This is a genomic window from Pseudomonas sp. RIT-PI-AD (assembly GCF_025642785.1).
Lineage (GTDB): Bacteria > Pseudomonadota > Gammaproteobacteria > Pseudomonadales > Pseudomonadaceae > Pseudomonas_T.
In genome coordinates this window covers 37178-50676 of the sequence record NZ_JANZKU010000022.1, presented here as the reverse complement: position 1 = coordinate 50676, position 13499 = coordinate 37178, and the positions used below count along the sequence as shown (strand labels likewise).

At 68.9% G+C, this 13499-nt stretch carries 14 protein-coding genes; 10 read left to right on the top strand and 4 right to left on the bottom strand.

The annotated features are described in order from the left end of the window. Positions 1-24: 24 nt before the first annotated feature. The 9 genes from OGL92_RS17415 (at position 25) to OGL92_RS17375 (ending at position 8540) form a co-directional block, all read left to right on the top strand. The gene (locus OGL92_RS17415; protein ID WP_263145945.1) at positions 25-216 is read left to right on the top strand and encodes a YnbE family lipoprotein; all 192 of its coding nucleotides are present in this window, start codon (positions 25-27) and stop codon (positions 214-216) included. A 19-nt stretch (positions 217-235) separates the two neighbouring features. Further along, complete coding sequence (locus OGL92_RS17410) at positions 236-580, top strand: DUF1318 domain-containing protein (protein ID WP_263145941.1); 345 nt, start codon at positions 236-238, stop codon at positions 578-580. Between the two features lie 230 nt (positions 581-810). Next, positions 811-2109, top strand: coding sequence for a D-amino acid dehydrogenase (gene dadA, locus OGL92_RS17405; protein WP_263145938.1), 1299 nt, complete (start codon positions 811-813; stop codon positions 2107-2109). Next, on the top strand, positions 2084-2437 hold the full coding sequence (locus OGL92_RS17400; RefSeq protein WP_263145936.1) for a RidA family protein: 354 nt from the start codon (positions 2084-2086) through the stop codon (positions 2435-2437). The genes dadA and OGL92_RS17400 overlap by 26 nt, the downstream gene beginning before the upstream one ends. Positions 2438-2599: 162 nt before the next feature. Beyond that, positions 2600-3688, top strand: coding sequence for an alanine racemase (alr, locus tag OGL92_RS17395; RefSeq protein ID WP_263145933.1), 1089 nt, complete (start codon positions 2600-2602; stop codon positions 3686-3688). Positions 3689-3794: 106 nt separating this feature from the next. Further along, positions 3795-4343, top strand: coding sequence for a cupin domain-containing protein (locus OGL92_RS17390; protein ID WP_263145931.1), 549 nt, complete (start codon positions 3795-3797; stop codon positions 4341-4343). 167 nt (positions 4344-4510) lie between these two features. Continuing rightward, positions 4511-4933, top strand: coding sequence for a c-type cytochrome (locus tag OGL92_RS17385; protein ID WP_263146019.1), 423 nt, complete (start codon positions 4511-4513; stop codon positions 4931-4933). Positions 4934-5056: 123 nt separating this feature from the next. Beyond that, positions 5057-7210: an acetyl-CoA hydrolase/transferase C-terminal domain-containing protein gene (locus tag OGL92_RS17380; RefSeq protein ID WP_263145929.1), complete on the top strand. Its 2154-nt coding sequence runs from the start codon at positions 5057-5059 to the stop codon at positions 7208-7210. A gap of 139 nt (positions 7211-7349) precedes the next feature. Beyond that, complete coding sequence (locus OGL92_RS17375) at positions 7350-8540, top strand: response regulator (protein WP_263145926.1); 1191 nt, start codon at positions 7350-7352, stop codon at positions 8538-8540. Between the two features lie 98 nt (positions 8541-8638). Here OGL92_RS17375 and OGL92_RS17370 read toward each other — a convergent pair whose 3' ends face one another. The 4 genes from OGL92_RS17370 to OGL92_RS17355 all read right to left on the bottom strand — a co-directional run bounded on the left by OGL92_RS17370 (position 8639) and on the right by OGL92_RS17355 (position 12354). Beyond that, positions 8639-9559, bottom strand: coding sequence for a LysR substrate-binding domain-containing protein (locus tag OGL92_RS17370; protein WP_263145924.1), 921 nt, complete (start codon positions 9557-9559; stop codon positions 8639-8641). Between the two features lie 65 nt (positions 9560-9624). Continuing rightward, positions 9625-9951, bottom strand: coding sequence for a hypothetical protein (locus OGL92_RS17365; protein ID WP_263145922.1), 327 nt, complete (start codon positions 9949-9951; stop codon positions 9625-9627). Next, entirely contained in the window at positions 9945-11165 is a 1221-nt protein-coding gene (locus OGL92_RS17360; protein ID WP_263145919.1) for an MFS transporter, read from the bottom strand. The genes OGL92_RS17365 and OGL92_RS17360 overlap by 7 nt, the downstream gene beginning before the upstream one ends. Before the next feature lie 121 nt (positions 11166-11286). After that, a complete protein-coding gene (locus OGL92_RS17355; RefSeq protein ID WP_263145916.1) occupies positions 11287-12354 on the bottom strand; it encodes a fatty acid desaturase in 1068 nt (355 codons plus the stop codon). A gap of 106 nt (positions 12355-12460) precedes the next feature. On the opposite strand from OGL92_RS17355, the gene OGL92_RS17350 reads away from it, so the two are divergent. Then, entirely contained in the window at positions 12461-13471 is a 1011-nt protein-coding gene (locus tag OGL92_RS17350; RefSeq protein WP_263145915.1) for an AraC family transcriptional regulator, read from the top strand. Positions 13472-13499: the final 28 nt, after the last annotated feature.

Here is a 13499-nt window from a genome sequence, read left to right as displayed (position 1 = left end):
CCCCTCGCCTGGAGAACCCTGCCTATGCGCCTGCGCGCGTTCCTCGTCTTCCTGCTGCTGGGCGGCCTGAACCTGGGCTGTACGCCCACCGTGCAGCTCGCCGTGCCCAACGAGCCGATCAACATCAACCTGAACGTGAAGATCGAGCACGAAATCTACATCAAGGTCGACAAGGCCCTGGACGGCATCATCAACGAATCCAGCGGCCTCTTCTGAGCCGCCCCGAGGAGGTTTCATGACACTGCGTAGCAAATGGATCGGCGGCCTGCTGGCGATCTGCATCAGCCTGCCGGCCCTGGCGATGAGCCTCAACGAAGCCATGTCCGGCCTGGGCCAGGCCAAGCAGAGCGGCCAGGTCGGCGAGCAGCCCGACGGCTACCTTGGGGTGGTCGCCGGTGACACCCAGGGGGCGGAGATCGCCCGCCTGATCAACGAGGCCCGGCGCGGCGAATACCAGCGCCTGGCCAAGGACAACGGCCTGCAACTGGGCGACGTCGAGGCCCTGGCCGGGCAGAAGGCGCTGGAAAAGACCCCCGCGGGCCAGTACATCCAGGTCAACGGCAAGTGGGTGCGCAAGTGAGCCGGTAGCCGCGCGCGGTCGGCGACGGATGCGCGCGTAACCGCTGAACTTCGCGCGAAAGGGCAGGGAAGCCGGTGGATGCGCCTCCGTCGAAAGGCCTTTCGCCCTGAATTAACGCCAAATATCCCGGTGTAAATGGTGAAAAGCCCTGGTGTCGGCTTCCTATACTGCGCGCATCTGTGTTCCAAAAATAATGACGGTCGCGGCAGTCCCGTGGCGAGGAGGCGAACATGCGTGTAATGGTGCTCGGCAGCGGGGTCATCGGGACCGCCAGTGCTTATTATCTGGCCCGTGCCGGTTTCGAGGTGGTGGTCATCGATCGCCAGCCGGCTCCCGCCCTGGAAACCAGCTTCGCCAACGCCGGCCAGGTCTCGCCCGGCTACGCCTCGCCCTGGGCCGCGCCCGGCGTGCCCTTCAAGGCGATCAAGTGGTTGCTGCAGAAACACGCGCCCCTGGCGATCAAGATGACCGGCGACATCGACCAGTACCTGTGGATGGCGCAGATGCTGCGAAACTGCACCGCGAGCCGCTACGCGGTGAACAAGGAACGCATGGTGCGCCTGTCGGAATACAGCCGCGACTGCCTCGACGAGCTGCGCGCCGAAACCGGCATCGCCTATGAGGGGCGCCAGCTCGGGACCACCCAGCTGTTCCGCACCCAGGCGCAGCTGGACAACGCGGCCAAGGACATCTCCGTGCTGGAACAGTCCGGCGTGCCTTACGAGGTCCTCGACCGCGCCGGCATCGCCCGCGTCGAGCCCGCCCTGGACGGGGTCACCGAGAAGCTCGCCGGGGCCCTGCGCCTGCCCAACGACCAGACCGGCGACTGCCAGATATTCACTGCCAAGCTGGCCGAAATGGCCCGCGGCCTGGGCGTCGAGTTCCGCTTCGGCCGCACCATCGAGCGCCTCGACTTCGCCGGCGATCGCATCAACGGGGTCTGGGTCGATGGCAAGCTGGAAACCGCCGACCGCTATGTCCTGGCCCTCGGCAGCTATTCGCCGCAGTTGCTCAAGCCGCTCGGCATCAAGGCGCCGGTGTACCCACTCAAGGGTTACTCCCTGACCGTGCCGATCACCGACCCGGCCATGGCGCCGGCCTCGACCATCCTCGACGAGACTTACAAGGTCGCCATCACCCGTTTCGACCAGCGCATCCGCGTCGGCGGCATGGCGGAGATCTCCGGCTTCGATCTCAACCTCGATCCGCGTCGCCGCGCGACCCTGGACATGATCGTCAACGACCTCTATCCCCGTGGAGGCGACCTCGGCCAGGCGGAATTCTGGACCGGTTTGCGTCCCGCCACCCCTGACGGCACGCCGATCGTGGGCGCGACCCCCTACGCGAACTTGTTCCTCAACACCGGTCACGGCACCCTGGGCTGGACCATGGCCTGCGGTTCTGGCCGTTTCCTCGCCGACCTGATGGCGAAGAAACGTCCCCAGATCAGCGCCGAGGGTCTGGATATCTTCCGCTACAGCCATTCCAAGGAGAGCCGCAAACATGTCAATCCAGCGACAGCACACTAATGCCCGCATGAGCCAGATCGTGATCCACAACAGCACCGTCTACCTGGCGGGCCAAGTGGCCGACGACCTGAGCGCGGGCATCGAGCAACAGACCCGCGAGACCCTGACGCACATCGAGCGTCTGCTCGGCGAGGCCGGCACCGATAGCACGCGCATCCTCTCGGTGACCATCTACCTGAAGGACATCGACGCGCATTTCGCCGGCATGAACGCGGTCTGGGACGCCTGGCTGCCCCAGGGCGTCGCGCCGGCCCGGGCGACGGTCCAGGCCAAGTTGTGCGAGCCGGACATCCTCGTCGAACTCTCGGTGATCGCCGCCCTGCCGTGATCCCCGGCGCTCGCCGGTCCCGGCGAGCGCCTTGAAAACCCGGCCGCGTGTCATGCGCGGCCGACGTCTCATCGCCACTTTAGCGCCGCTCTCGCGGCACCCATGCCTGGCGCATCCCGCCGGGGTCCTACCTCATCGTTGAAAAGACCAGAATCCATCGCCATGCGTCCCGCCCGTGCCCTCATCGACCTCCAGGCCCTTCGCCACAACTATCAACTGGCGCGTGAAATCAGCGGCGCGCGCGCCCTGGCGGTGATCAAGGCCGACGCCTATGGGCACGGCGCGGTGCGTTGCGCTCAGGCCCTGCAGGGTAGTGCGGACGGCTTCGCGGTGGCCTGCATCGAGGAAGCCCTGGAGCTGCGCTACGCGACCCTGCGCAACCCGATCCTGCTGCTCGAAGGCTTTTTCGAGGCCGACGAACTGAAGCTGATCGACCAGCACGACCTCTGGTGCGTGGTGCATTCCACCTGGCAGATCGAGGCCATCGAGCGCACCCGCCTGAACCGGCCGCTGAACGTCTGGCTCAAGCTGGACACCGGCATGCACCGTGTCGGCCTGCACCCGGCCGAGTACCGCGAGGCCTACCACCGGCTGATGGCCAGCGGCAAGGTCGCCAAGATCGTGCTGATGAGCCACTTTTCCAGCGCCGACGAACCCGAGAGCCCGCGCAGCGCCGAACAACTGGCGACCTTCGCCCACGCCAGCGCCGGGCTGCAGGCCGAGATCAGCCTATGCAACTCGCCCGGCCTGCTGCGCTGGCCGCAGTTGACCCCGCGCCAGCGCCCGGACGACTGGGTCCGCGCCGGGCTGATGATCTACGGCGCCAGCCCTTTCGAGGGCCCCCAGGAGCAGGCCGCCCGTCTGCGTCCGGTGATGACCCTGGAATCGAAGATCATCTGCGTGCGCGAACTGGCGGCCGGCGAACCCATCGGCTACGGCGCCCGCTTCGTCACCGAGCGTCCGACCCGTGTCGGGGTGGTCGCCATGGGCTACGCCGACGGTTATCCGCGGCACGCGCCGAGCGGCACGCCGGTGAGCATCGACGGCCGGCGCAGCCGGCTGATCGGCCGGGTTTCCATGGACATGCTCACCGTCGACCTCAGCGACCTGCCCGCGGCCGGCCTCGGCAGCCGGGTCGAGCTCTGGGGGCGGGAAGTCGGCGCCGGCGAGGTGGCCGCCGCGGCCGGGACCATCCCCTACCAGTTGTTCTGCAACCTGCGCCGGGTGCAGACGCTCTATTCCGCAGGCTGAGAGTCCGGCTGGGCAGAATTTACGGGCGGTGTGTTGTAAATACTGAACACTGTTGCCATGATACCGCGACCTTCGACTCCCTCTGCCCATAAGGAGGACTCCACCCTTGGACGTCGGTGTTCGACTGCAAGCCATCCGCAAGCTCAAAGGCCTTTCCCAGCGCGAACTCGCCAAGCGGGCGGGCGTCACCAACAGCACCATTTCCATGATCGAGAAGAACAGCGTCAGTCCTTCCATCAGCTCGCTGAAGAAGGTGCTGAGCGGTATCCCGATGTCGCTGGTGGAGTTCTTTTCCATCGACTTCGAGCAGGACAACCCGATCCAGGTGGTCTACCGGGCGGACGAACTGGTCGACATCTCCAGCGGCGCGGTCACCATGAAGCTGATCGGCAAGGCCCATCCGTCCCGCACCATCGCCTTCCTCGACGAGACCTATCCGCCAGGTTCGGACACCGGCGACGAGATGCTCAACCACGACGGCGAAGAGGCCGGCATGCTGGTCGACGGCCGCCTCGAGCTCACCGTCGGGCGTGAGGTCTATGTCCTCGAAAGCGGCGACAGCTACTATTTCGAGAGCAACAAGCCGCACCGTTTCCGCAATCCCTACGACGTGCCGGCGCGCCTGATCAGCGCCACCACTCCGGCGAACTTCTGACCTACCCGCGACGCATCCCGTCCGGCAGCGCAGCGGCCGCTGCGACCCCATGCCGCAAGCCCTTGCGAGGCGCAGGGTTGTTTCGATGTAGCGGTCTTACCGGTATACTGGCGCCCGCCCGCGAAACCGTGGCCGCGGGCGTGACTAGCCACGATGAGGGTGTAAGGGTGAACCTAATCAAGAAAATGCTGGCGGCGCAGGCTGCCGTCTTGGCCCTGTGGGCGGTAAGCGCTCAGGCCGCGACCAACGACGACATCGCCGAGCGCATCAAGCCGGTGGGTGAAGTCTGCGTGATGGGCGAAGAGTGCAAGGGTATCGAGGCGGTCGCAGCCAGTGCCGGCGGCGGTGCGCGCACCCCCGACGACATCATCGCCAAGCATTGTGGCGCCTGCCACTCCGCGGGTGTGCTGGGCGCGCCGAAAATCGGCGACGCCGCTGCCTGGAAGGAGCGCGCTGATCACCAGGGCGGTCTGGACGGCATCCTCGCCAAGGCGATCACCGGCATCAACAGCATGCCGCCGAAAGGCACCTGCGCCGATTGCAGCGATGATGAGCTGAAAGCCACCATCAAGAAAATGTCCGGGCTCTGAGTCCGGCGCTGTGCCTCGAAGCCGCCTCCGGGCGGCTTCGTCGTTTCTGGCGCGCAGACAGGGTGAGCAATGCGCGACTTCGCCGGGTCCAAACCGGCACGCTGTCGCCGAGGAGAAGCACCCGTGTCCGCATGTTCGCTGGAAGAGGCCGTCGATCAGGTCCTGAATCGCATCCAGGGGCCCATCCGCCTGGGCCTGCCACTCGGCCTGGGCAAACCCTGCGCCTTCGTCAATGCCCTGTACCAACGGATCAAGGCGCAGCCGCAGCGTCGGCTGGTCATCTACACCGCCCTGTCGCTGTCCCGCCCGCAGCCCGGCAGCGAACTCGAGCAGCGCTTCAGCGGACCCTTCTTCCGCCGGGTGTTCGCCGACGCGCCGGAACTCGACTACCTCACCGATCTGCGTTGCGGCGAGTTGCCGGCCAACGTGCAGGTGGAAGAGTTCTACCTGCAACCCGGCAGCCAGATGGGCAATCCGCTCGCCCAGCAGCATTACGTCAGCCTCAACTACAGCAAGGTGGCCCGGGACCTCGACCGCAAGGGCATCAACGTGATCGCCCAGCTGGTGGCCCGCCGCGAGGCTTCGCCCGGGCGACTGAGCCTGAGCTGCAACCCGGACATCACCCTCGACCTGCTGCCGTTGCTGGATGCCCGCCGCGCCGCCGGCGAGTCCCTGCTCTGCATCGCCCAGGCGCACGGTGAGCTGCCCTACATGCTCGGAGGCGCCGAGGTGGCCGTCGAGCGCTTCGACCTGCTGATCGAGCCGGCCGAGCGGCGCCGGCTGTTTTCCACGCCGAACATGCCGGTCGACCCCCAGGACCACGCCATCGGGCTGTACGCCAGCGCCCTGGTCCGCGACGGCGGCACCTTGCAGATCGGCATCGGCGCCATGGGCGATGCCCTGGCCGCCGCATTGCTGGCCCGCCAGACCGACAACGCCGCTTACCGCGCCGCGCTCGACGGCTTGCAGGTGCCGCAGCGCTGGGGCGCGCTGCTGGCCGACGAAGGCGGCTGCGACTCTTTCAGCCAGGGCCTCTACGGGTGCAGCGAAATGTTCGTGCTCGGCATGCTGGCGCTGATGGAGGCCGGCGTGGTGAGCCGCGCGGTCTACGACGACCTGCGCCTGCAACGCCTGGCCGAGGCCGGCGGCCTGAGCGCCGAGGGGCGGCTGCAGGACTGGGACGCCCTGGCCGAGGCGGGTTTCCCCACGAACCTGGATGTCGCGGCGCTGGAGGGGCTGCAACGCCATGGCCTGCTGGACCCCGGCGTGGCGCTCCAGGACGGGCGACTGCGCCTGCCGGACGGCCGCTCCCTGGCGGCGGACCTCGAGGACCCGGCCACCCGCGCCGGTCTCGACGCCCATCGGGGCGCGGTCCGTGGCCAGTGCGTACACGGCGGTTTCTTCCTCGGTCCGCGGGACTTCTACCGGCGGCTACACGAGTTGCCGGAAGCGCAGCGCGCGCGCATCGGCATGGGCGCCATCAGCTACATCAACCGTCTCTACGGCGACGAAGCGCTGAAACGCGCGCAGCGGCGACACGCACGCTTCGTCAACAGCTGCTTCAAGGTCACCCTGCTCGGCGCCAGCGCCGCCGATCAATTGGAGAACGGGCAGGTCATCAGCGGCGTGGGCGGGCAGTACGATTTCGTCGCCCAGGCCCACGAACTGGAGGGCGCGCGCTCGATCCTGATGCTGCGCAGCTGGCGCGAGTCCGGCGGCGAGGTAACGTCCAACATCGTCTGGCAATACGCCCACACCACCGTCCCGCGGCACCTGCGCGACATCGTGGTGACCGAGTACGGCATCGCCGACCTGCGCGGCAAGAACGACGCCGAGGTGATCGAGGCGCTGCTGCAGATCGCCGATTCGCGTTTCCAGGACGAACTCATCGAACAGGCGCGCAAGGCCGGCAAGCTCGCCGCTGATTTCCGCCTCGACGAGGCCTACCGGCAGAACACGCCCTGGCGCCTGCTGGCCTTGCAGGCGGAGCATCCCGCGCTGTTTCCCGAATACCCGCTGGGCTGCGACTTCACGCCGGTCGAGCAAGCCTTGCTGCGGGCGCTGAAGTGGCTGAAGAGCAAACTCAAGCTCAGCGAAATCGTCGAGCTGGGCATGGCCACGCTGTTCGAATCGACGGACCCGGCGCCTTTCGCCGAGCACCTGCAACGCATGGGCCTGGAGCAGGCCGAGGGTGTGCGCGAGCAGCTCTACCGCAAGCTGCTGCTGACCGGCCTGAGGGAGACCGGGCCGGCGCCGACGGGCGCGGCGCCGCGCTGAGGCCACATTCGCGGCCGACCCGCCATCAGGCTATTGGTCGCATGGTCGCGTTGCGGGCGCTCGGTTAGGCTGCGGGTGGGTGGCTATCGCCCCGGTCCGTCGCCAGGACGGCCCGTTTTCCTGCCTGCGGAACCCTTCCATGACTGCGTTTGCCCGGACCCCGACGGTTCTGATCGCCGAGCCGGACCCCACCCTCGCCGAACTCCTTTCCCGCCTGGTGCGTGACGTACGCCACGATGCCCAGGTCCTCGCCGTTGCGGACGGCCGCCAGGTGCTCGACCACTACCGGCAGGACCCGCCCGACCTGTTGATCGCCGCCTGCGAGCTGCCCGGCGTGGGTGGGCTCGACCTGCTGCGCGAAGTCCGCCAGCGGCACCGCGGGGACCTGCCGTTCTTCCTGCTCTCCGACAAGGTGGACGCCTCCAGCGTGCGCGCCGCCGTGTCGCTGGGGCCCACCGCCTATCTGGCCAAGCCCTTCGATGTCGAGGACCTGCTCAAGCGCCTGCGCCGGGTGCTGCCGGTCGCGCCGACGGTGGCAGCCCCGTGCGACCTGGCCGGGTACCTGGCGGCGCAGCGCGGGTCGGCGGCCGGTGCGCCCTTGCTGGCGCCGGTGCAGGCGCGCCTGCGGCTCTGCCTGTCGACCGCGCAGACCGACCTGGCCGAGCTGGAACGCTCGATGCGCGACGATCCGCAACTCACCGCGCGGCTGATCGTCGGCGCCAACAGCGCCGCCCAACAGCGTGGCAGTCCCTGCCAGACCCTGGCCCAGGCGCTGGCCCGGCTGGGCACCCGGACCAGCCTCAACCTCGCCCTGGGCCTGGCCCTGGAGCGCGGCGTGCGCCTCGACGACCCGCTGCTGGTACCGGCCGGTTCGCGCTTGTGGCGGCTGTCCCTGCGCACCGCCGAGCTGGCCCACTGGCTGGCGCTGCAGGTGGAGGCGGACGCCGAGCGGTGCTACACCGCCGGGCTGTTGCACCGGCTGGGCGATCTCAGCCTGTTGCGTACCCTGCAGGACTGGCAGCGCAGCGGCGGCGTCCTGCACGGCAGGCAAGTCCAGGCCTGCCTGGACGAATTCGCCGCCGCCTATGGCGGCGCCCTGCGCACCCGCTGGCGGCTACCGCTGGAGTTGCGCCAACTGATCGGCGCGGCCTATCAACTGGGCGGCGGGGTGTATTCCCGCGAGGCGCTGGTCATGCACCTGGCGGCCCAGGCCGCGCAGTGGGGCGCGGAGCGACCCTTCGACGCGCTGGCCGCGCACAAGGCCGCGCGCCTGCTGCGGCTGGAGCCCGCGGTGCTGAAGCGGATGCCCGAGCCGAGCGTGGCCGCCTAGGGGCTACGCAAGGACGGCGCGCGCGGGTTGGGTGTGACGGGAGCCGCCGGGGGACGCGACGCTTCGCCATGAGGCCTCGCCGAGCCAGGCAGGGAGGTTCAGAGAAACCCGGCCTCGGCGCAGACGTTGAACACCTGCTCGCGCAGCCAGATGTTCGCCGGGTCATGGTCGAACGGGCGCGCCCAGTACATCTCCAGGGAGAAAGCCGGCAAGTCCAGCTGGATCGGGCTGGCCCGGGTCGCCGAATCGCCGAGCAATTGATAGATGCGCGCGGGCAGCACCAGCAGCCTCTCGCTGGCGGGGATCAGCTGCAGCGCGGCCAGGTAGCTGTTGGCGTGGGCGGCGATGTGTCGGCTGCGGCCGCTCTGCTGGAGCCAGCCGTCGATCATGTTGCGTTCGGAATCCCAGGGCGTGGGGAACACCTGGGGCCGCGCGCAGAACCTGTCGAGGTCGTTGACCGGCGGCGCGTGGCGATCCTGTACGCAGAGCAGGTTGTCCTTCAGCAGGGCCACGGCGATCAGTTCCGGATGCACCCGATGCTGGTACGGGCCGAAGCCAAGGGCCAGTTCCAGGTCGCCGTCGAGCAGGAGGTCGGCGGGAATGTCCCGGCCGAGCCGCTGGATGTCCAGGCTGACCGGGTAGCCGAAGGCGTTCAACCGCTGCAACAGGCGTGGCAGGATCACCAGCTCGAAGTACTCCGGCGCGCACAGGCGGAAATGCCGCGCGCCGTGTGCCGGGTCGAAGTCGCCGGCGGCGCCGTGGCAGAGCTGCGCGCGGGCGAGCATGTCCTTGACGTGGGGCCGCATCGCTTGCGCCTTGCGGGTCGGCTGCATGCCGCCGCGGGTGGCGACGAAGAGGTCGTCGGCGAAGCTGGCGCGCAGTTTCTTCAGGCAATAGCTGACCGTCGAACTGCTCAGGCTGAGGGTTTCGGCCACCTCGCTGAGGTTCGGCCGTTCGAACACTTCGAGGAATACCTGCAGGTCCTGGAGATCGATCTTGCGCAGGCTGTTCGCGAGCATGGGGCGGTTCCGCGGAAAGGGTGCGCCATCAAAGCGCGCCGCGGCGGGGCCGGCAAGGCCCGCGTTCAGCCCGTCGGGCTCGTTCTCCCGCTACGCCGGATCAGCCAGGCCATGCCCACCAGGATCAGCCCCGCGCCGCTGCCGGCCAGGGGCGAGGCTGTGCGGCCGAACCCGAGTGCCTGCAACAGCAGGGCGAACAGCCCGCTCAGGTAGCTGTAGGCGATGACCGTGGCCGGCGGCAGGCGTTCGATGGCGCGGTGCAGCAACCAGAAGGTCGCCAGGGTCGCGCTCAGCGGCAGCGCGTCCAGGCCGGGATCGACCTGCGCGGCGGCGAAGAACGACAGCGCCACCAGCAATGCCCAGAGCAGCATGCACAGGTGCGCCCTCAGCACGGGCGTGGACGCTCGCGCGGTGCCGCTTCCCGGAACAGGCGCGGGTAGCGCACCGGGTCGAAGCACAGGCTCAGGCCGATCAGCAACAACATCAGCCCGGCCAGGGCCAGCCAGGCGCTGGAGAAGTGGCCCAGGGCGTCGCGCAGCAAGCCGGCGAGCCAGGGCGACAGGCCGGCGATGAGGTAACCGACGCCCTGCACCCAGGCGGCCAGGCCGCCCGCCTGGCGCGGATCATCGCGGTGATCCAGGCAGACGATCAGGCTCAGCGGGAACAGCCCGCCGATCCCCAGCCCGAGCAGCGCCGCCCAGATCCAGGGGCTTTGCAGCGGAGCCCAGACCAGCCCGACCAGCCCGCCGCACAACAGCAGCAGCAAGCCAACCAGCACCGGGCGGCGATCACGGCTGCGGTTGGCGATGGTCGGGGCGACCAGCCCGGAAACCACTTCCATGGTGGTCAGGAAGCCCAGCAACAGCCCCGCGCGCTGCGGTGCCCAGCCCAGTTCCACGTAGAAGGGCGCGAGCCAGGCGAGCACGCAGGTGTAGCTGGCGGTGCCCAGGCCGAAGTACAGCGCCAGCAGCCAGCTGCGCCCGTGGCGCCAGTAGCGCAGTTGTCCCAGGCCGGCGTCGACCGCTGGCAGGTGCAGGGCCTGTCGCGGCAGCATCAGCCAGCCCGCCAGGGCCGGCAGCACCAACAGGGCCGCGCAGCCGAGGGCGCCGCGCCAGCCGCCGGCGAGCTCCGCGAGGCTCGGCGCCAGGCTGGCGGCCAGGGCCGCGCCGGCCATGATCGCGGTGACGTAGAGGCCCATCGCCAGGGCCACCCGCTCGCCGCAGCGGGCTTTCAGCAAGGCCGGCAGCAGGGCCTGGGCCAGGGCGATGCCGAGGCCCGCGAGGGCGGCGCTGAGCAGCAGGTCGAGGATGCCCTGGGTGAACAGGCGCAGCGCGCTGGCCAGGCCGATCGCCAACAGGGCGGCCAGCAGGCTGCGCCGCTCGCCGACGCGGCGGGCGATGCCCAGGCCAACGAACATCGCCAGGCCGATGGTGGTCACCGGCAGCAGGGTGAGCAGGGCCGCGGTGCTGTAGTCGAAACCGAGTTCGCGGCGGATCGGGCCCAGCAGGGGGCCGATGGCGGCCATCGATGGACGCAGGTTGAGACCGGTGAGGATCGCGGCGGCGATCAGCCAGATCGCCTCGTGGCGGGGGAAAAAGCAGGGCACGGGAAACTCCAACGGGAAGAAACCCGTGCATTTGCGCCCGCCGCGGCCTCGGCGGGCAACTCAAAAAGTCCGGGCATGCGCCGAGAATTTCCATTGCGGTGGCGCGCGCCCTCGGCCGGCCTCAGCTGGCATGGGCCTGGCCGGTGGCCGGCCGTTCCTGGCGGCGCCAGCGGTTGGCGCGGGCGAAGGTGCCGAAATCGTTGAAGCGCACGCCCATCTCGCGCATCACTCGATGGGCCACCGGGGCGGTCATCTGGCGGATGTAGAAGGGTTCCTTGACCACGAAGTGGTGGATGCCGTGGGTGCTGCCGAAGTTGCAGCAGAACGCCTGCAACGGCCACAGCCACCAGGGGTTGAGCACCTGGGTCTGCTGGATCAGGTTGCCGGCCTCCAGGTCGCCGTAGTAATGCATGTTGGAACTGATGAAATGCAGGCAGAAGGTACGCAGCACGTTGGGCCCGACCAGCACCACCACGGCGATATCGACGATGCGCATGACCTCCAGGGTGGTCGTCGACCAGGCCACCGGCGCGCCCAGTGCGGCATTCGCCGCGTCGATCCCGTGGAAGCCGAGGAACAGGTACCAGGTGCCCCAGTTGAGCAGCGCCAGGGGCGCGTAGACCTTCAGCGTGCGCAGCAGGATGCTCTTCTTGTGGGACCAGCGCTTCGCCCGCAGCAGGCGGATCAGCGCCGACATCAGGTTGTCGCCGACCATCAGCAGGCGCGCCGGCCCCCAGGGTTCGCCATTGGTGATGGCGCGCTCCTCCATGTCCGCCTCGGTGCCCGAGACTTTGTGGTGGTTGAGGTGCAGGTGGCGGCGGATCCAGGGGTTGAGGGTGCTCGGCCGCGCCAGCCAGACCAACGCCAGCATCAGGTTGTGCGGCACGCGACGCTTGCGGAAGTACATGGAGTGGATCAGGTCGTGTTCCAGCTCGTGGGTCAGCGAGGCGAGGAAGGCGTTGAGTGCCAGGGACGCCCACCAGGCGAGCGCGCCTTCCAGGTAGAGCCAGGCGCTGCCGAGCATCCCCAACAGGGTGAAGGTCAGGATGCCGGCGCCGAGGGCGTCCTGGTGACGCAGCAGCGGATAACGTCGGCGCAGTTCGTCGCCGCGGGCGGCTACCACCTGGCGAATGCGCTCCGATCGCTGCCGGTCATTCTGCGGCGAATGGCTTGCGGGAGTAGGGGTCATGCTCGCATCCTCTTCTTGTATGGGGTTCCTGCACCCAGTCTGCGAGCCGACGCGCCTGCGCGCCCGGCCGAGCACGCCAACCTGTTGACCGGACGCGCCAACCTGCATGATTCCCGAGCCCACCACCCTGGCCAGCTGGACCCGCGCCCTGCGCAAGCAACTGGATGCGCTCGGCCTGGACAGCGCCGCGCTGTGCCGTGCGGCGGGGCTGGCCCCGGCCCTGATGGACGATCCCAACGCACGCTACCCGCTGTCGGCCACGACCCGCCTCTGGCACCTGGCGGTGGCGGCCAGCGACGACCCGGCCCTGGGCCTCAAGGTCTCCGCCTTCGTCGGCCCCACCACCTTCCACGCCCTGGGCTATGCATTGATCGCCAGCGAGCGGCTGTGCGATGTGTTCGAGCGCATCGCCCGCTATCACCGGGTGGTCAGCGATGCCTTGGAGCTGGAATTGACCCGGGTCGGCGAGGCCTACGAGTTCCACCTGCGCGTGCCGCCGGGCAGCCCGGAACCGGCTGCCGAGGCGGTCGATGCCTTCGCCGCGATCTACGTGCGCACCTGCCGCAGCCGCCTCGGCCGCGACTACGCGCCGCTGGCGGTCTTCCTGCGGCGTCCGCCGCCGGCCGATCCGGCTCCCTGGCACGCGGCATTCCGCGCGCCGCTGAGCTTCGGCGCGGCGGACAACCTGCTGCGCTTCGCCCGGGTCGATTTCGAACGGCCGCTGGAGGATGGCAACCGCGAACTCGCCGAGCACAACGAGACGGTGCTGCAGCGCACCCTGGAGCAGCTGCACCCGCCCACCTGGACCCGCCGGGTGCGCGAGTGCCTGGAGGCGCGGCTGCCGGATGGCGAGCCTTCCGCCGAGCGCATCGCCCAGGCGCTGCACCTGAGCCTGCGCAGCCTGCAACGCCACCTGGCCGACGAAGGCAGCCACTACGAACAGGTGCTCGGCGATACGCGCCAGGGACTGGCCTTGGTGCACATGCGCGACCCGCGCCGCTCCATCGGCGAGATCGCCTACCTGCTCGGTTTCGCCGACACCAACAGCTTCAGCCGCGCCTTCAAGCGCTGGACCGGGCAGAGCCCGAGCCAGTATCGCGACTGTCTGTCCCACTGACTGGCCAGGTCGGTGGGTAGCGGCCACA

Coding starts and splice junctions, on each gene's coding strand:
- OGL92_RS17375 (WP_263145926.1), top strand. CDS start 7,350: ATGACTGCGTTTGCCCGGACCCCGACGGTTCTGATCGCCGAGCCGGAC.
- OGL92_RS17415 (WP_263145945.1), top strand. CDS start 25: ATGCGCCTGCGCGCGTTCCTCGTCTTCCTGCTGCTGGGCGGCCTGAAC.
- OGL92_RS17355 (WP_263145916.1), bottom strand. CDS start 12,354: ATGACCCCTACTCCCGCAAGCCATTCGCCGCAGAATGACCGGCAGCGA.
- OGL92_RS17400 (WP_263145936.1), top strand. CDS start 2,084: ATGTCAATCCAGCGACAGCACACTAATGCCCGCATGAGCCAGATCGTG.
- OGL92_RS17350 (WP_263145915.1), top strand. CDS start 12,461: ATGATTCCCGAGCCCACCACCCTGGCCAGCTGGACCCGCGCCCTGCGC.
- alr (WP_263145933.1), top strand. CDS start 2,600: ATGCGTCCCGCCCGTGCCCTCATCGACCTCCAGGCCCTTCGCCACAAC.
- OGL92_RS17410 (WP_263145941.1), top strand. CDS start 236: ATGACACTGCGTAGCAAATGGATCGGCGGCCTGCTGGCGATCTGCATC.
- dadA (WP_263145938.1), top strand. CDS start 811: ATGCGTGTAATGGTGCTCGGCAGCGGGGTCATCGGGACCGCCAGTGCT.
- OGL92_RS17370 (WP_263145924.1), bottom strand. CDS start 9,559: ATGCTCGCGAACAGCCTGCGCAAGATCGATCTCCAGGACCTGCAGGTA.